This window comes from Lachnospiraceae bacterium JLR.KK002 (assembly GCA_036941025.1).
Taxonomy (GTDB): Bacteria; Bacillota; Clostridia; order Lachnospirales; family Lachnospiraceae; genus Petralouisia.
Map to the genome: position 1 here is coordinate 365,272 of JAYMNP010000001.1, position 18,605 is coordinate 383,876.

General features: G+C 47.9%; 12 protein-coding genes and 1 pseudogene. All 13 read left to right on the forward strand.

The window, feature by feature from the left end; all coding sequences use genetic code 11:
- The first annotated feature begins 225 nt into the window (after positions 1-225).
- The 13 genes and pseudogenes from VSQ32_01795 (at position 226) to VSQ32_01855 (ending at position 18,604) form a co-directional block, all read left to right on the forward strand.
- Positions 226-1,938 carry a methyl-accepting chemotaxis protein gene (locus tag VSQ32_01795; GenBank protein ID MEH2941615.1) on the forward strand — a complete coding sequence of 571 codons (1,713 nt, stop codon included), beginning with the start codon at positions 226-228 and terminating at the stop codon, positions 1,936-1,938.
- A gap of 221 nt (positions 1,939-2,159) precedes the next feature.
- The gene (locus tag VSQ32_01800) at positions 2,160-3,695 is read left to right on the forward strand and encodes a cobyric acid synthase (protein ID MEH2941616.1); all 1,536 of its coding nucleotides are present in this window, start codon (positions 2,160-2,162) and stop codon (positions 3,693-3,695) included.
- On the forward strand, positions 3,692-4,237 hold the full coding sequence (locus tag VSQ32_01805) for a cob(I)yrinic acid a,c-diamide adenosyltransferase (GenBank protein MEH2941617.1): 546 nt from the start codon (positions 3,692-3,694) through the stop codon (positions 4,235-4,237). Before VSQ32_01800 ends, VSQ32_01805 begins: the two co-directional genes overlap by 4 nt.
- A gap of 10 nt (positions 4,238-4,247) precedes the next feature.
- Positions 4,248-4,721, forward strand: coding sequence for a bifunctional precorrin-2 dehydrogenase/sirohydrochlorin ferrochelatase (locus VSQ32_01810; protein MEH2941618.1), 474 nt, complete (start codon positions 4,248-4,250; stop codon positions 4,719-4,721).
- Entirely contained in the window at positions 4,718-5,353 is a 636-nt protein-coding gene (locus tag VSQ32_01815) for a precorrin-8X methylmutase (protein ID MEH2941619.1), read from the forward strand. Before VSQ32_01810 ends, VSQ32_01815 begins: the two co-directional genes overlap by 4 nt.
- Positions 5,354-5,394: 41 nt before the next feature.
- The gene (locus VSQ32_01820) at positions 5,395-8,169 is read left to right on the forward strand and encodes a hypothetical protein (protein ID MEH2941620.1); all 2,775 of its coding nucleotides are present in this window, start codon (positions 5,395-5,397) and stop codon (positions 8,167-8,169) included.
- Positions 8,170-9,087, forward strand: coding sequence for a hypothetical protein (locus tag VSQ32_01825; protein ID MEH2941621.1), 918 nt, complete (start codon positions 8,170-8,172; stop codon positions 9,085-9,087).
- 90 nt (positions 9,088-9,177) lie between these two features.
- The gene (locus VSQ32_01830) at positions 9,178-11,880 is read left to right on the forward strand and encodes a translation factor GTPase family protein (GenBank protein ID MEH2941622.1); all 2,703 of its coding nucleotides are present in this window, start codon (positions 9,178-9,180) and stop codon (positions 11,878-11,880) included.
- 27 nt (positions 11,881-11,907) lie between these two features.
- Positions 11,908-12,891, forward strand: a complete 984-nt coding sequence (hemB, locus tag VSQ32_01835; GenBank protein MEH2941623.1) for a porphobilinogen synthase — start codon at positions 11,908-11,910, stop codon at positions 12,889-12,891.
- Positions 12,892-13,221: 330 nt separating this feature from the next.
- Entirely contained in the window at positions 13,222-14,508 is a 1,287-nt protein-coding gene (hemL, locus tag VSQ32_01840; protein ID MEH2941624.1) for a glutamate-1-semialdehyde 2,1-aminomutase, read from the forward strand.
- 183 nt (positions 14,509-14,691) lie between these two features.
- Positions 14,692-15,462: a peptidoglycan recognition family protein gene (locus tag VSQ32_01845; protein MEH2941625.1), complete on the forward strand. Its 771-nt coding sequence runs from the start codon at positions 14,692-14,694 to the stop codon at positions 15,460-15,462.
- A gap of 342 nt (positions 15,463-15,804) precedes the next feature.
- Positions 15,805-17,012, forward strand: a pseudogene (locus VSQ32_01850) (AAA family ATPase).
- Between the two features lie 98 nt (positions 17,013-17,110).
- The gene (locus VSQ32_01855) at positions 17,111-18,604 is read left to right on the forward strand and encodes a methyltransferase (protein MEH2941626.1); all 1,494 of its coding nucleotides are present in this window, start codon (positions 17,111-17,113) and stop codon (positions 18,602-18,604) included.
- The last annotated feature ends 1 nt before the right edge of the window (position 18,605 follow it).

Sequence of the window (18,605 nt, forward strand, 5' to 3'; positions counted from 1 at the left end):
AACTTATTTTCCTGAAATGATTGACGAAAACCGACAAAGTGGGTACAATGATAGCAGAGATGTTATAGAAAAATACAAACATGGGAGTACAGGGAATATCATACAGCAGGTTTCTTTTGTTTGCATTCTGCACATGGCATCTGTCCGAAAGTCCGATATGGCCTGAGTAATCCCAAAAGGCATGTGGAAGAATTCGGAAATTTAGGAAGAAGGATGGAGAAAGAAATGTTAGAAAAACTGAATAACATGCAGATTATGGAACGACTGAAGAAATCGTTTACGCTGATTTCAGGAATGATGGCAGTTGTTGCAGCTATCGGGGTGATAGGGTTAATTGTTGTATCCCGGCTTTATTCCGGCGCGCTGGTTAATTACGGGTTTGCCCAGGGAGACGTGGGAAGGGCAATGGCAACTTTTGCAGACACAAGATCCGCATTGCGAGGCATCATCGGATATGAAGAACAGGATGCCATTGATTCCATGGTAGCACAGCATGACCAGTGCAAAGAAGAGTTCCAGAAGGAATTTGACGGACTGAAAAAAACCATGGTAACGGAAGCCAATAAGAAGATTTATTCGGAACTGCAGGTAGAACTGGAAGAATACTGGAAGGTGGAACAGCAGATTCTGGACATGGGCGCCACTACGGATAGGGAGCAGTGCATCAAGGCGCAGGAGAGGGCAATGGGAGAACTGGCTCCCATGTATGAGGAGGTTTACAGTGATCTGACAGAAATCATGGAAATCAAGGTTTCCAAAGGAGAATCCTTATCCGGTCAGCTTTCCGTTCTCAGTATTGTGCTGCCTGTCGTAATCGTGGCAGTAATTGTGGGAGCTATTTATCTGGCTGTGCATCTGGGTACCAGAATTGCAGAAAGTATTGCAACTCCTCTGATTAATTTAAAGAATCGGCTGGAGACTTTTGCAGCCGGAGATCTGTCTTCTCCGTTCCCGGAGGTGAATACCAGGGATGAAGTGGCAGAAATGATAGAAGTGGCAGGCCATATGGCAGCTACGCTGAACTTTGTCATTGCAGATGAAGAACGTCTGCTGGGTGAGATGGCGAATTCCAATTATGACGTTTACTCTGAGGATGAGAAGCGGTATACGGGAGATTTTGAACAGATTTATCTTTCCCTGCGTGAATTAAAGAAGCAGATGGTTACCACGCTTCAGTCTATTGACGAGGCTTCCACACAGGTTTCCGCAGGTGCTACGAATCTGGCGGAGGCGTCCCAGAGCCTTGCAGAGGGTGCAACGGACCAGGCAGGCGCCGTACAGGAAATGCAGGCTACGATTATGACGATTACGGACAATATTGTGATGGCAGCGGAAAAGGCGGAGGAGTCTTACCGTCTGGCACAGCAGTATGCGGATGAGGCAGACCACAGCCGGGGCGAAATGGAAATGATGGTAGCGGCTATGGAGCGGATTAACGAGGCTTCTCAGAAGATTGGAAATATTATTTCTGAAATTGAAGATATTGCGTCTCAGACCAACCTGCTTTCCCTGAATGCTTCGATTGAAGCGGCAAGGGCAGGAGAGGCAGGAAGAGGCTTCTCCGTAGTGGCAGATCAGATTCGACAGCTTGCAGAGCAGAGTTCCACAGCAGCAGTGGAAACCAGAGAGCTGATTGAGGGTGCCATCCGGGAGGTTGAAGAAGGAAATGAAGCAGCAGAACGGGCTTCTGCTTCTATCCGAACCGTAGTGGAAGGAATCGGAAAGATAGCATCTTCCTCCAAAGCTGTAAGCAGCACTGCAGCAGACCAGGCGACTGCCATGAAGCAGGCAGAACAGGGCGTCAGCCAGATTTCAGAAGTAGTTCAGTCCAACTCTGCTACTGCAGAGGAATCCTCTGCAACCAGTGAACAGTTGTCTGCACAGGCAATCTGTCTGGATGAGCTGATTGGCAAGTTTGTACTGCCTTCCGATATCTGATAAGTTATGTACATAATATGACAGCAGGATAAAAAGGGTTACTGTTCGCAGGATACCAGTGAACAGTAACTGAAAAGGGAACCGTTTTGCATTGTGTGCAGAGCAGGTTCCTTTTTTATTCTGTTTGTGATAAAATAAAAAAGATTTACAGAGCTGCATTTTGGACAGCAGGCCGGAGAAGAATCGTACAAGACAGATAAACAGACAGGGAGAAAACAGAAATGGCGAAATCAATTATGATACAGGGTACCATGTCAAATGTGGGAAAGAGCCTGATAACGGCAGGTTTATGCCGGATTTTCAGACAGGACGGCCATAAGACCGCACCTTTCAAATCTCAGAACATGGCATTGAATTCCTTTATTACAGGAGAAGGACTGGAAATGGGACGGGCACAGGTGATGCAGGCGGAGGCTGCCGGAGTGGAGCCTTCGGTTCGGATGAATCCCATTTTGCTGAAACCTACCAGCGACACAGGCTCTCAGGTGATTGTCAACGGTAAAGTACATGGAACTATGAGCGCCAGAGAATATTTTGCTTATAAAAAGCAGCTGATACCGGATGTTCTGGCGGCTTACCATGGGCTGGAGGCAGAGTATGATATTATTGTAATTGAGGGAGCGGGTTCTCCGGCGGAAATTAATCTGAAACAGGAAGATATTGTAAATATGGGAATGGCAAAAATGGCAAAGGCTCCGGTGCTGCTGGTGGGAGATATTGACCGTGGCGGTGTGTTTGCCCAGCTTGCAGGAACGATTTTCCTGTTTGGAGAGGAAGAGAAAAATTATGTGAAGGGAACGGTTATCAACAAATTCCGCGGGGATAAAAGTATCCTGGAGCCGGGGGTGAAAATGATAGAGGAAATTACAGGAGTTCCGGTGGTTGGAGTGGCTCCTTATATGCAGGTGGATGTAGAGGAAGAAGACAGTCTGACGGAACGTTTTTCTTCCCGCAGGGAAGGAGGCCCCGTTCATATTGCAGTGGTGAAGCTGCCGAGGATTTCCAATTTTACGGATTTTGCAGTGCTGGAATGTATGGAACAGGTGACCCTTACCTATGTGACAGCGGCGGAGCAGTTAGAAGGAGCGGATATGATTATCCTTCCGGGGACGAAAAATACCATGGGAGATTTGAAATGGCTGCGGCAGAGCGGAATGGAAGGCGCCATTCTGCGGGCGGCAGAACGGGGATGTGTGATATTCGGTATCTGCGGCGGATATCAGATGCTGGGTGAACTCCTGTCTGACCCGGAACAGGTAGAAGAAGGGGGCGCTCTGCGGGGAATGGGACTTCTTCCCATGGAAACCACTTTCGTTCAGGAGAAAACCAGAACCAGGGTAGCGGGAACCTTTGGGGAGCTGACGGGAGCCCTGGCAGGGCTGAGCGGCATGGAGCTGGAGGGCTACGAAATTCATATGGGCAGGACGAAAAGCAGCATTAACCGGACAGAAGAAATCATGGATGGAGCTATGACGTATCTCCGTATGCAGTCTGACAAAGAGCCTGTCAGCAGGAAGCCGGACGGCTGTTACAGAGAACATGTTTATGGAACTTATGTTCATGGGATTTTTGACGGAGAGGGCATAGCTTTTGCTCTGGTGAACATTCTGGCGGAACGGAAAGGAATATCTCTGGAGATGGCGGGACAGACAAACCGTTACCGGTATAAGGAACAACAGTACGATTTGCTGGCGGATACGCTGCGCCGCCATCTGAATATGGAAAAAATATATGAAATTCTGGAGCGAGGCATATGACAGAAAAAGGTCTGATTCACATATATGAGGGAGAAGGGAAAGGGAAAACCACAGCGGCTGTGGGGCTGGCTGTCCGGTTTGCAGGAGCCGGAGGGCACGTTCTGTTCACTCAGTTTCTGAAGAAAAATACCTCCGGAGAACTGGCGGTTTTTGAAAAAGTGGAAGCCATACAGCTTCTGCTCTGTGAAAAGAATTTTGGCTTTACTTTTCGGATGACGCCGGAAGAAAAGCGGGAAGCGGTCGTCTGTTACAGCGCCCATCTGCACCGGGTACTGGCTGCTGCACGCCAGATGGCAGACCGGTATCCGACCGGGACTTTACTGGTACTGGATGAAATCCTGGCAGTTTATAACCAGAATATGATAAACCGGCAGGAACTTCTGGATTTTCTGAAGGAGAAACCGGAAAATCTGGAACTTGTGATGACGGGGCGGAATCCTGCCCCGGAACTTCTGGAATTTGCGGATTATGTAACTGTAATGGAGAAGAAAAAACATCCCTACGACCGGGAAATCGGTGCAAGACGCGGGGTTGAATGGTAAAGGAGCAGATATGGGAAACTATTTTCCGATATTTATCAATATGGAAGGAAAGCAGGTGCAGGTATTCGGCGGAGGATTCATTGCCGCAAGACGGGTCTCGGTTTTGCTGGAATTCGGGGCCAGGGTATCTGTCGCAGCCCCGGAAATCTCCGAAGATTTGAAAGAACGGGCAGAACGTGAGACAAACCTTACACTGGAATACAGACCCTTCCGGCCGGGAGAGCTGCAGGAGCCGGATATGGTGCTGGCTGCCACCAATGACAAAACGGTCAATGACAGGATTTTCCGGGAGTGCCGTCATAAGGGAATTCCCGTGAACGTGGCGTCTGATAAGGAAAAATGTGACTTTTATTTTCCCGGCATTGCCAGAGAAGGTGATATTACCGTGGGGGTGACTGCCGGAGGAAGCAATCACAGGAAAGCCGCCCAGGTGACAGCGGATATTCGGAGGTTGTTGAAAGAGCAGAAAGGAGAATCTTTATGAAGACAGAGTTAGAACAGGTGCTGCCTCAGGAAATTGAGGCGCGCAGTTTTGAAATTATTACGGAAGAACTTGGAACACGTAAGCTGGAGGAAAAGTACGCGCCCATTATCAAACGTGTGATACATACCACGGCAGATTTCGATTATGCGGATAACCTGGTGTTTTCCCAAAACGTGCTGGACGCTGTCAGGGAGGCCTTTCAGAAAAGAGCCTGCATTGTCACCGATACCCAGATGGCCAGGGCAGGTATCAATAAAAAGGCCTTAAAGCAGCTTGGCATGGAATGTTATAATTTTATTTCAGATGAGGATGTGGCGGAACAGGCCAGAATCCAGGGAACTACCCGTGCCGCGGCAAGTATGGACAAAGCTGCGGCCATGAACCGGCCTTTTATTCTGGCGGTGGGAAACGCCCCCACTGCACTGGTGCGGATGTATGAGCTGATACAGGAAGGGAAAGTAAAGCCGGAACTGATTATCGGCGCTCCGGTGGGATTTGTAAATGTGGTGCAGGCCAAAGAAATGATTCTGGAGCTTCCTGTGCCCTATATTGTGGCCAGGGGAAGAAAGGGCGGCAGCAACGTGGCGGCGGCTATTGTGAATGCACTGCTCTATATGGTGTGCGAGCGCTGAGCAGAGGGAATTGAGGGAAGAAGATACAGGGGGATGAAATTATGGAAGGTAAGGGGAGTTCGGGATGGTTTACGAACAGAATCATAAATCTGATAACTGCTCATAAGGAAGATATTCCAAAAGGTTTTCAATTGCTGGAGGAGAATTCGCCGGAAAGCAGAAGCGAAGCTCTGGAATTTCTGGTAAAAATTTTTGAGGAAGAAGGAAAGGTAATCCAGGCGGAGCATGAGAAGCCTTATGTTACGGATGATTATGAAAATGGCGTGCGGCGGTTTGCAGCAGACCTGATGTCATTTCTGATATCCTTTCATGAATGGATAAAGGCAAATAAAAATTATAAGGCATTGTGCCGGAACCGGCATGTAGCCTGGGGGTATTATTATATTATTAACACAGGAGTATATGATGAGACGGTGATTTCAGAACCTGAGTACCAGAAGATTCTGTATCTGGGTCTGGCAGAATTTTATCGTAAGTTTTATGGTGATTTTTCTGACAATGAGGAAGCCATTGAATTACTGTGTAAATTTTATCCGGAGGACAGTGAACGCGAATTAGAGGAATATGCATCTGAAATAGCTGCTGCACTATATTGTCATGTTTCAAATGCAGGCACTCCCAATGATACAGGGTATGCGTATCAGGGGATTCATCTGATAACCAGATATATCGGTAATCTGCCTGATTACATGGTAGAAGCATTAATTCAGGAATATCCATTGTATGATATTTTGAATAATAAAATATCCAGACATCAGATTTTTACGGTGATAGAATATTCCGGATTTGAAAAGAGCAGAAAATTAAAATCCAAGTTCTGGTATCTGGACTCCCTGATGATTATGAGCCTGATCAGTTCTTTTCTGTTGGAGCAGATGGAAATGGAAGAAGGGAAAGAATTTGAAAATCCCTTTCATGATTATATTTATAGATTGTCCGATAAGGAGTTTGTTGCCTGCAGGGAACCATCGGTGCTTTGGAGCAATGATTTTAAGGGAGACAGGATTTTGTATGTGGACGGAAAGCCTTTGATGGGAATTGGTCTTTATGATGAACTGATAAATGTATATCATTTAAAAAGAATACGGCCAGTTCTTTTGCCATATCAATATACCGACTGGATGCTGGAGACGTATTTTGACGTACAGACCATAGAAGAAATACAGAATTTTGTGTTGGGAAACGAAAACCGCGGAAAAGAATTCCATGGTTCCATGGTATTTTCTCTGGTCTGGCTTGACCATTACAGAGGACTGCGAAATCAGGTCATTGATTTTGACCACAGATTTTCCTTTGACAGAAAATCCGCCATATCAGAGCGAAAATCGGAGCATGGGATTCCCCATATTTACGGAAAGTCCGTGTATTCCCTGTCCTGTATGGTGGGAAAGAATGCCACCGGGAAAACCAGTGTTATGGATTTCCTGCGGGAAACCTTTTTCAAACTGCTGAAGCTGATAGAAGAAGGAAAATTATCCTGTGAAAAAGGATGTGTGAAAGAGGAAGAATATAAGGATTATCAGCTTCTGGATGAGAGTGCCAGATTTCTGGCAGTATTTTCACTGGATGAGAAACCGTATTTCCTCACCAATCTGCCAGAGATAGAGGGAGAAGGAGTGACGCCGTTCCGCAAAGGAATTTACGGAAATATCCGGGAACTGAGCAAGGCGGCTTATTTCTCCGGTCAGTTACGGGGAGACCAGAGAGAGCTTTTACAGGACAGCCCGGAAGAAGCAGTTTATGATGAGGAGAAAAGGGAGAAGCGGAGAGTATCTAAAATAAATGACGGATTTCGGCAGGTGGATTATTCCGAGACAGGAAGTTTTATCCGGAAACGGAAAGCAATGGAGCTGGTACAGGATGGGTGGAGTATTACAGCGGGCTTTAACCGGGAACTCTGCTATCAGATTTCTTTTCTGAAAAAATGCGGCAGAAAAAAACTCTGCGAATATCTGGATATGACAGAAGAAAAAGAATTTTGCCTGCTCAGCCGCCTGCAGGGCGAGAAAAGGAAAAAATTCCGGCTGGATGAGTTGCAGAAGGAGACAGATATCACGGAAGAACTGAAGGAATTTATGCAGTTGCCGGATGCAACAATGGGGTACTTTTCCGCAGGCCAGTATGCAAAGCTGTCCTTTCTGTCCAGACTTCACTGGTTTCTGGAGGGGGATTTGGAAGAAATGGACAGGTATAATGGGATGGCAGCGGAAGCCGCATTCAGCAGGGAAGAAGTGTTGCTGGAGGGCGAGGCGGCCCTTATTTTTATTGACGAGGGAGAAATCTATTATCATCCGGAGTGGCAGCGAGGTTACCTGAAAGAATTGCTGGAACTGGTGAATTCCAGAGAACGAAAGGTTCAGATTGTGGTGACTACGAATTCTCCCTTTCTGATTTCCGATATCCGAAATGAGGATATTACTTATCTGTCAGGAAGTGCAGGAGACACAGGAAGTCGTAGCAGAGAAGAAACTATGGGACAGAATATCCATAAGCTGCTGAAAGACAACTTTTTCATGAGTTATACCATAGGGGAATATGCCAGAGAACTGATAGAAAATATCATGGACTGTTTACAGCAGAAAGTAAATCCGAAGCATGTACTGGAAAATTATTTTGATGAAACAGAGGATGAATATGAATCACTGGATTTGCTGACAGAACAGATTGGGGAGCCTGTATACCGTTATCAGCTGAAAAAAATGCTGGCGGAATCTGATTATGGGAAACAGAGAAGTACCGGGAAAAAAATCAGCGAACTGGAAAGAGAAAAAAGAAAGCTGCAGGAGCAGATAGACAGACTGAAGGAGATGGAATAATTGATAAAACTGGACGGATATTCCAGGGATTTTGAAGAAGAATACTGGGAAGGCGTTGCAAAAGTTCTGGATAAAAGTGTCCAGGAACAGATACTGGAAAGCAGCAGGGCATTTCTTCCGGAGAAATTTTTTGTGAAAGGCAGTACCGATTTGAAGGAACTGGTACTGGCGCCCTTTGCAAAACTCAAAGAGACGGAAGATTATATCAGAACTGTTTCCGGAAGTATTATGGATAAAGAATGCTTTCAGGCAAAAAGCAGGAAACTGAAACATCCCTGGCTGGAATTTTCTCAGGCTTTTGTAAAAATGGCAGACGCCAGGAGAGACAAAGACTCCATGCGGGTGAGGATTGTGAAACAGGCAGGTCTTACCGTATGCCCCTACTGCAACCGGGACTATATCAACTGCCGGGCAGGCCATGTGTCAGGGGCCCAGCTGGATCATTTTTTCAGTAAATCAGAGTATCCGGTGTTTGCCATATCTCTGTACAATCTGGTTCCGGTATGCGCGAACTGCAACCGGGTGAAAAGCGGCAGGAACAACATATTTGCTTCGCCCTTTGACGAAACCCTGGACTGGGAGAAGGAACTTACTTTTGTGTTTCAGATGGAGAGTCTGGATCATGTGGAGATTGATATTATATCTGAAAATCAGGCAGTCAGAAATAATCTGGAAGCTATGCGTATCCGGGAGGCTTACCGGATTCATGAACTTGAAGTGAAGGAGATTCTGGAAAAGCACCAGGCATATTCCAGGAGTCAGCGGGAAGGAATCAGGGAAGTTCTGCGAGGAGCAGACATTTCTGATGATGAAATAAAGCAGGTAATATTCGGCACGGAAATTACGCCGGAGGACCGGAAGAAAAAGCCCCTTGGAAAGCTGCTTCATGATTTGCAGAAAGAGCTGGAATTATACTGAGTGGAAGATGTGTCAGCCAAAATGTTTCGACTTCTCATCGTTCCTGTGTTATAATAATGAAACTACAGACGAAAGAAAGAGGTGTTTCCGATGGATGACACATCTGAAAATAAGCGGAGTAAGCATAAAACATATATCAGCGCCGGCCTTCTGGCCCATGTGGACGCAGGAAAGACCACATTGTCGGAAGCATTGCTGTATACAGGGGGCGCTATCCGCAAAATGGGCCGGGTGGACAGAGGAGACGCCTTTCTGGATACCTTTGAGCTGGAGCGGGCCAGAGGAATTACCATATTTTCCAAGCAAGCCGTGCTGCAGACAGAACAGGCGGTATTTACGCTGCTGGATACGCCGGGCCATGTGGATTTCTCGGCGGAAATGGAGCGCACCCTGCAGGTTCTGGACTATGGCATACTGGTTGTCAGCGGAGCGGACGGTGTTCAGGGCCACACCCGCACCTTGTGGCGGCTGCTGCAGCGGTACCGGATTCCGGTCTTTTTGTTTGTCAACAAAATGGACCAGCCGGGAACGGACAGAGGACTGCTGTTAAAGGAGATTCAGACAGAGCTGAACGGGAACTGTGTGGATTTCACGGAGCGGGACACAGAGGAATTTTATGAAAACTGCGCCGTGTGCGAGGAACATGCCCTGGAATATTTTCTGGAGCATGGCAGGCTGGAGACAGACCGGCTCAGAGAACTGATAGCAGAACGCAGCATATTTCCCTGCTTTTTCGGTTCCGCCCTGAAAATGACAGGCATTGGGGAGTTTCTGGAAGGACTGGAGCAGTATACCCGCGAGCCGGACTATCCGGATGAATTCGGCGCAAAAATATTTAAAATTGCCAGAGACAGCCAGGGGAACCGGCTCACCTGGCTGAAAATCACAGGGGGAAATCTGCCGGTCAGAACCCCTCTGACGGATAAACAGGAGAAAGTCAGCCAGATACGCCTGTATTCCGGAGAAAAATATGAGACTGTTCAGGAAGGGGAAGCCGGGATGGTCTGTGCGGTTACCGGACTGAGCGATACACGTCCGGGCACCGGGCTTGGAATTGAGGCGGACGCCCCTTTGCCTCTGCTGGCTCCGGTGCTGACGTACCAGATGATTTTGCCGCCGGGATGGGATGCGGCTGCCATGCTGCCCAAACTGTACCAGTTACAGGAAGAAGAACCGGAGCTTCATATTGTCTGGGATGAGAGGCTGCAGGAAATCCAGGTGCAGATTATGGGGGAAGTGCAGCTCGAAATCTTAAAGAGCCTGGTGAAAGAACGGTTCGGAGCGGATATTTCTTTCGGTGCCGGAAAGATTCTGTATAAGGAAACCATTGCCCGTCCGGTGGAGGGCGTGGGACATTATGAGCCCCTCCGTCACTATGCGGAAGTACATCTGCTGTTAGAACCCGGCGAGCCGGGCAGCGGACTGGTGTTTGATGCCTGCTGCAGTGAGGATGTGCTGGACAGGAACTGGCAGCGGCTGATTCTGACCCATCTGGAAGAAAGGGAACACCGGGGCGTGCTGACTGGCTCACCCATTACGGATATGAAAATTACCCTGGTCACGGGCCGGGCACATCTGAAACACACCGAGGGCGGGGATTTCCGTCAGGCCACATACCGGGCGGTACGCCAGGGGCTGATGGAGGCGGAAACGGTGCTGTTAGAGCCTTATTATCAGTTCCGGCTGGAAGTGCCGGAAGATACGGTGGGGCGGGCTCTGACGGATCTGGAGCGTATGCATGGAGCTTTTGGAGCGCCTTTGCTGCAGGATGGAATGGCGGTAATTACGGGCAGTGCTCCCGCGGCGGCCATGGGAGATTATCAGCGGGAGGTGATTTCCTATACCAGAGGAAACGGAAGGCTGTCCTGTACCCTGAAAGGCTATGAACCCTGTCACAATCAGCAGGAAGTAGCGGAGCAGGCCGCCTACGACCCGGAAGCAGATGTGGAACATTCTCCGGATTCCGTATTCTGTGCCCACGGTGCAGGATTTTCGGTAAGATGGAATCAGGTGAAGGATTATATGCATGTGGAAAGCCCGGATTTTCTGAGGAAAAGCCAGGAGGATGAAGAAGTTCCGGGGAAGTTTCCGAAACGGGCGGCAGAGGCGGAAGAATTCTTGGAGGAACCCTGGATTGGGGAAGAAGAAGCGAAGGCCATCCTTTCCCATACGCTGAATGCAAATAAGCGGGAAAAGCAGGCAGGAAGAAAGGGATTTCACAGGAAAAAAGCCGCGTCCTCCCAGCACATTCCTGCAGGAGTCCGCACGTACCGGAAACCGGAATCCAGGGAGGAATACATGCTGGTGGACGGTTATAATGTGATTTTTGCCTGGGAGGATTTACGGGAACTGGCGGAAGAAAATGTGGACGGAGCCAGAGGAAAACTGCTGGATATCCTTTCTAATTACCAGGGGATAAGAAACTGTAACCTGATTGTGGTGTTTGACGCTTACCGGGTACAGCGCCATAAGACGGAACTTCTGGACTATCACAACATTCATGTGGTGTTTACGAAGGAAGCGGAAACAGCAGACCAGTATATTGAGAAATTTGCCCATGAACATGCGGGAAAATACCGGGTAACGGTGGTAACCTCAGACGGCCTGGAACAGATTATTATCCTGGGCCAGGGCTGTGGCCTGATTTCCGCCAGGGAATTGCGGGAGGAAATCCATTCTTCCATGGAACAGCTCCGGCAGGAATTTACCGGGAAACAGGAGCCGGGCAGAACTTATCTGGGTGACTCTATTCCGGAGGAAGCGGTCAGGCAGATAGAAAAAGGGAAACTATAAATTCAGAGAAATCGGGAGGAAAGTAAAATGGAATTAGTCAATCGTCCCCGCCGGCTGCGGGGAAGCAGTGTGCTGCGGAAAATGGTGCGTGAAACCAGAATGGATAAATCATCTCTGATATATCCCATGTTTGTGATGGAAGGAACTAATCTGAAAGAAGAAATTCCTTCCATGGCCGGGCAGTACCGTTACAGTGTGGACAGAATGGAGGAAAAACTCACGGAGCTTCTGGACGCGGGAGTAACCGGGGTCATACTGTTCGGAATTCCCGGAGAAAAAGACGAGATGGGAAGGGGCGCCTATGACCCGGACGGAATTGTGCAGAGAGGATTCCGCAAAGCGAAAGAAGTCTGTCCGGATTTATATCTGATAGGGGACGTATGCATGTGCGAATATACTTCTCACGGACACTGCGGAATTCTCCGGGGACAGGAAGTGGACAATGACCGGACCCTGGAATATCTGGCCCGGACAGCTCTTTCCCAGGTACAGGCGGGAGCAGATATGGTGGCCCCCTCGGATATGATGGACGGACGTGTGGCGGCAATCCGGAAGATGCTGGATGAAAACGGGTATGTGAATACTCCCATTATGTCTTACGCGGTGAAATTTGCATCTTCTTTTTACGGGCCGTTCCGGGATGCGGCAGATTCCGCCCCGGCCTTCGGAGACCGCAAATCCTATCAGATGGATTATCATAACCGCAGAGAAGCCTTAAAAGAAGCCATGCTGGACGTCCGGGAAGGAGCCGATATCCTGATGGTGAAACCTGCCATGGCTTACGGAGATTTAATCCGGGAGGTAAAAGACAGTACGAATCTCCCCGTTGCCGCTTATTCCGTCAGCGGAGAGTACGCCATGGTAAAAACCACTGCACAGGCAGGATTTATTGATGAAACCACTATTATGTGCGAGATGGCGGTCAGCGCCTTCCGGGCGGGAACGGATATTTATCTTACCTATTTTGCAGAAGAACTGGCCAGATGCATGGACGAGGGAATGATCGGATAAAATAGCTGTAATAAACACAGGCAATTGCGAAACTCAGTAATTATACTGATTTCATGTACAATTCAGAAAGTTTGAGTACAAATATTTTCTCATACGAAAGGTGAGAAATGCATTTCAGCACCATGGAGGCGAGACTCAAAGAAACATGGAAGCCTCTGCTGAACATGATTCTTTGTATTCAGAGGCTCGCCGGAATGTTCGGTGCGTCTGACATTTCGGCCTTTTGTATGATGAAAATATTTAAGAAAACGGTGGTAATTGTACATGAAATTTTGATAATTGAATCGTTTCGTAATTGCCTGTGTAATAAACGCGGAAAAGGAGCATAATATGACGAAATCGGAAACATTATTTGAGAGAGCGGTAAAGGTAATGCCGGGCGGAGTGAACTCTCCGGTGCGCGCCTTTGGCTCAGTGGGGACTACGCCCCGGTTTATCAGGAAAGCTCAGGGAGCGTATCTTTATGACGAGGATGGAAATCGCTATATTGACTTTATCGGCTCCTGGGGTCCCATGATTCTGGGCCATGGCAGTCCGGAAGTGCTGGACTGTGTGGCGGAAGCCTGCAAACGCGGACTGAGCTTCGGGGCAGCTACTGCCGCAGAAGTGGAAATGGCAGAACTGGTATGTGATTTGATTCCCTCCATGGAAATGGTACGGATGGTCAATTCCGGCACGGAAGCGGTTATGAGCGCCATACGTCTGGCAAGGGGTTATACGGGCCGGAATAAAATAATCAAATTTACCGGGTGTTATCATGGTCATTCTGACGGGCTGCTGGTCAAAGCAGGTTCCGGAGCCATGACTTCCGGCATCCCGGACAGTATGGGCGTGCCTGTGGGCTGTACACAGGATACCCTGTCGGCAGACTATAACAGTCTGGACAGTGTAAAAGAGCATTTTGAGCGGTGCGGAGAAGAAATTGCCGCAGTCATTGTGGAGCCTGTGGCGGCCAATATGGGCGTGGTTCCGCCTCTGCCCGGTTTTCTGGAAGGACTGCGCAGCCTTTGCAGCCAGTATGGGGCTCTGCTGATTTTTGATGAGGTGATTACCGGATTTCGCCTTGGCATTGACGGAGCCCAGGGGTATTACCATGTAACGCCGGACCTTACCACTTTTGGTAAAATTATCGGCGGCGGAATGCCTGTGGGAGCCTACGGAGGCAAACGTGAAATTATGGAACTGGTAGCCCCCTCCGGAGGCGTTTATCAGGCAGGCACCTTAAGCGGCAATCCTGTTGCCATGGCGGCAGGTATGGCACAGCTTACCCTGTTGAAAAATCATCCGGAATACTATACCGCTCTCCATGAAAAAGCCGATGGATTTTATGGGAACCTGCAGGAAATTCTGAAAAATAGCGGACTGCCTTACCGGGTGAACCATGTGGGTTCACTGGGCTGTCTGTATTTTACGGAGAAGGAAGTAACAGATTATGACAGTGCAAAAACTTCTGATACGGGAGCTTTTGCAGATTACTGCAACTATATGCTGGAACATGGGATTTATCTGGCTCCCTCTCAGTTTGAGGCCATGTTTCTGTCACTGGCCCATACGGAAGAACTGCTGAATGAAACCCTTGGGACTGCGGAAGAATACTTTTCAGGGCTCTCCCGGTAACGGGATGCCGGCAGCTGAATATACAGGAATACTTCTTACTTTTTTCTTACAAAAAATTTAAAGAAAGTTAATTCTTTTTAGCGAAAAAGGGTGTATACTAAGGGAAGAACAAAGGAAGAATTACATGCCGGCGATGCACAGGTATGTATTTTCAAAATTTACAAAAAGAGCGGAGAGATTACAGTGACCAGTGAAGAGAGAAGAAGGAGAGAAGCATATTTAGCCAGAAAACGCCGCAGGAAACGCCGCAGAACCATACAGCTTGTAAAAAGATGCGTGCTCCTCTGTCTGGGAGTATTTCTGATTCTGTTTGGAATTACGAGAATTTTCCATAAGGATAAGGCGCCTGACGAAGTACAGGCCAAAAAAGTAGAGCAAAATGGCAGGAAGGCAGCGGAAGATGAGGAAGATAAATTCCGGCAGAAGGTAATCGCTCAGACCCCGGATTATCAGGTGGAGCTTTTAACGCCCAATCCCTATTCCAGGCCTCAGACAGCTCTGGAGGAAGTGAAAGGAATTGTCATCCATTACACAGCCAATCCCGGCACCACGGCCATTCAGAACCGCAGTTACTTTGAGAGTCTTAAGGATACCCAGAAAACCAAGGCCAGCAGCCATTTTGTGGTAGGTCTGGAAGGGGAAATCGTACAGTGTATTCCCAGTACGGAGATTTCCTATGCTTCCAATGACCGCAACGTGGATACCTTATCCATCGAGTGCTGCCACAAGGATGAGACGGGACAGTTTACCCAGGAGACCTATGATTCTCTGGTGGAGCTGACAGCCTGGCTCTGTGGAAAATTCAATTTGCCTGTGGATGATGTAATCCGTCACTATGATGTGACCGGGAAGGAATGTCCCATTTACTATGTGAAAAACGAAGATGCCTGGAAACGTTTCAGGGAGGATGTACAGAAATATCTGGATACATATGGGACGGAGCCGGAAGCATAGAGAATATACAGCAATCTGAGCCTGTCTTCGGGAACTGCCGGAGACAGGTTTTTTGTTCTATAGGAAAGACCGTGTTACTGTGAAGTACTAAAGTATATAGATTTCCTATGAGAGAAAGCCCTCCGGGCGGGATGCGCAGCTCGCGGAAAGGAAATTTATTGCCAGGCAATCCGCTCGCGCGCGGCAAAGCAGCCAGGTCCCTCATGAATGAGGGATTCAGGAAGTTGAAGCGGACCTGTCCGCTTTTTCATTGCTTTTCCTTATGTAAGAGGGTATACTGTAAACATTGATAAAGTGGAACGTTTGAAAAATAAAAGTGGCAGGAAAGAGGTGGATTTGTACATGAGAACCATAGGAATCGGACATCAGGATTTTGAAAGAGTCAGGGTAAAGAACAATTTTTATGTGGATAAGACAGGATTTATCCGGGAATGGTGGGAAAGGGATGATGACGTGACGTTGATTACCCGTCCCGGGAGATTTGGAAAAACTCTGACCATGAGCATGGTGGAAAAATTTTTTTCTGTGGACTATAAAGGGCGGGAAGATTTGTTTCAGGGGCTTAAAATATGGGAAGATGAGGAATACAGGCAATTACAGGGGACATATCCTGTGATTTTTCTGAGTTTTGCCGATGTTAAGGTGTGGATTATGTGGCAGTTTCGGCTATCGGAACACTGGCTGAATATTTGCATCACTATTATGGAAAAAAGTGATTATCCTGTTGGATGAATATGATACTCCTGTGCAGGAAGCATATGTATTTGGTTACCGGGAGAAAATGACTGAATTTATCCGGGGACTTTTTCACTCCACATTTAAAACAAATTCCAGTCTGGAGCGGGGGATTCTTACAGGAATTACAAGGATTAGTAAAGAAACTATATTTTCTGACCTGGATAATCTGGAGGTTGTGACCACAACTTCAGACAGATATCAGGATATCTTCGGTTTTACGAAAGAGGAAGTTTTTACTGCGCTGGATGAATACGGACTTTCGGAGCGCCGGCAGCAGGTAAAAGACTGGTATGATGGTTTTACTTTTGGAGATGTGACAGACTTTTCAAAAAGGGGCAGTCTGGAGTTTTCTTCTTGCGGCCGGATATTTGAAAGTAGTACATGGGGATTTGAGGAACGGGCAGGGAATTTTTGTTATCAGCTTTCCCTTACGAATAAAGAAGTGAGGCTGATGTTTGAAAATATGATTCGCGACTGGTTTCAGGGCTCCGATGACGGTTATAATGATTTTATCAAAGCTCTGCTGCAAAATGATATCAGAGCAATGAATCACTGCATGAATAAAGTCGCACTGGCCACCTTCAGTTATTTTGATACCGGAAAGAATCGTTCTGAGGCAGAACCGGAACGATTCTATCATGGATTTGTGCTGGGATTGATGGTGGATTTGTCTGACAGATATGTCATTACCTCCAATCGGGAAAGCGGGTTCGGCAGGTATGATGTAACCGGAACGTATCCGAACATACGGGTTTGTCTTTCATGGAAAAAAGGTTTTGATTGGAGGCGGCGGCAGGAACAGGGAGAAGTAATGGAGAAAGGCCCGGAACTGCGAGTTTCCTCCTATTGCCAAAAACAGGATAATACAGTACAATAAGGCCATAAGAATTTCCAGGAACAGGAGAACCATATGGTAAAAGAACAATATGAAAGCCTGAAAACGGGAAAGAATCTGAGAAAAGATCTGATTGCCCTGAAACAGGAGCTGAAGCAGGAGGAATCCAGACAGGAACTGCTGGACATTCTTCAGGGGGAATATAATTTTCTGCTGGATTTGCTGCACCATGAGGACGGGAAAGTCCGGGGAAATGCGGCAATGGTGTTAGGAAGGCTGAAACAGGATGCATTTGCCGCACCTTTGTATGAAGCGTATGAGAAAGAGAGTAAACTGTTTGTAAAGAGCAGCTATCTTTTCGCCCTTTCGGAACTGGATATCAGTTCCCACAGATCAGGGCTGGAAGAAAGGCTGAACCGTCTGGAGCAGTATAAGCCGGCGGAGGAAGAAGAGAAGCATATCCGGGAAGAACTGAAAGCCCTGAGAAACCTGCTGCATACGGGACAGAATCACCCGAAACACAGATTTCGGGGCTATGATGAGACATATGAGCTGATACTGACTACCGGAAGCCTGTATCAGAAGATAACTGCTTCCCAGGTGCATGGCGGGAAAATAACCATTCTGAAAAGCGGTGTACGGGTGGCCACCAGCCAGATTCGGCCCATTTTAAAAATTCCCACATACGGGGAACTGCTGTTTCCGCTGAATACAGGGAAGGTGGAGCCGGAGCCCAGGCAGGCGGCCAGAGCACTGGCTCAGTCCAATCTGCTGGAGCTGCTGGACAGGGCCCATAAAGCAGAAGACAGCTATTATTTCCGGCTGGGGGTTCACAGCAGGATGCCCCTGGATAAACGGAGTGATTTTGCCAAAAAATGCGCCTTTGCCCTGGAACAGGAAACAGGCCGCAGGCTGTACAACTCCACGTCGGATTATGAAGTGGAAATCCGGCTGATGGAGCGGAAAGACGGAACTTTTCTGCCGCTGGTGAAGCTGTATACCTTTGGGGAAAATCGTTTTGCCTACCGGAAGCGGACCGTGGCCGCTTCCATCCGGCCGGAGCAGGCGGCGTTGATTATGCGCCTGGCAGAGCCTTATCTGGAAAAACATGCTCAGATTCTGGACCCTTTCTGCGGGGTGGGAACCATGCTGATTGAGCGGGACAGGCTGTGTCCGGCAAGGGTGATGTACGGGATTGACATGTTTGGAGAGGCTATTGACGGAGCAAGGGAAAATACCGCGCTGGCCGGGAAAAACGTCAACTATATCCAGCGGGATTTTTTTGCATTTCAGCATGATTATCTGTTCGATGAAATCGTTACCAACATGCCCGACAGAGGTAAAAAAACCAGAGAAGAGCAGGATTTGTTTTACAGAGATTTTTTTGCAAAAGCCCAGGAGGTGCTGACGGGGCAGGGCAGGATTATTCTGTATTCCAATGAGAAAAATTATGTGAAGAAGCAGCTTCGCCTCAGAAAAGAATTTGTATTGCTGCAGGAATACGGTATGGATGAGAAAGGTATTTACAATTTATTTATTATTGGGAAAAGGGATTGGAACAGGCTATGAA

Excerpts from the sequence above, each read along its gene's own strand:
- VSQ32_01810 (MEH2941618.1), top strand. The coding sequence starts at position 4,248 with ATGGGAAACTATTTTCCGATATTTATCAATATGGAAGGAAAGCAGGTG.
- hemL (MEH2941624.1), top strand. The coding sequence starts at position 13,222 with ATGACGAAATCGGAAACATTATTTGAGAGAGCGGTAAAGGTAATGCCG.
- hemB (MEH2941623.1), top strand. The coding sequence starts at position 11,908 with ATGGAATTAGTCAATCGTCCCCGCCGGCTGCGGGGAAGCAGTGTGCTG.
- VSQ32_01820 (MEH2941620.1), top strand. The coding sequence starts at position 5,395 with ATGGAAGGTAAGGGGAGTTCGGGATGGTTTACGAACAGAATCATAAAT.
- VSQ32_01795 (MEH2941615.1), top strand. The coding sequence starts at position 226 with ATGTTAGAAAAACTGAATAACATGCAGATTATGGAACGACTGAAGAAA.
- VSQ32_01815 (MEH2941619.1), top strand. The coding sequence starts at position 4,718 with ATGAAGACAGAGTTAGAACAGGTGCTGCCTCAGGAAATTGAGGCGCGC.
- VSQ32_01805 (MEH2941617.1), top strand. The coding sequence starts at position 3,692 with ATGACAGAAAAAGGTCTGATTCACATATATGAGGGAGAAGGGAAAGGG.
- VSQ32_01830 (MEH2941622.1), top strand. The coding sequence starts at position 9,178 with ATGGATGACACATCTGAAAATAAGCGGAGTAAGCATAAAACATATATC.
- VSQ32_01800 (MEH2941616.1), top strand. The coding sequence starts at position 2,160 with ATGGCGAAATCAATTATGATACAGGGTACCATGTCAAATGTGGGAAAG.
- VSQ32_01855 (MEH2941626.1), top strand. The coding sequence starts at position 17,111 with ATGGTAAAAGAACAATATGAAAGCCTGAAAACGGGAAAGAATCTGAGA.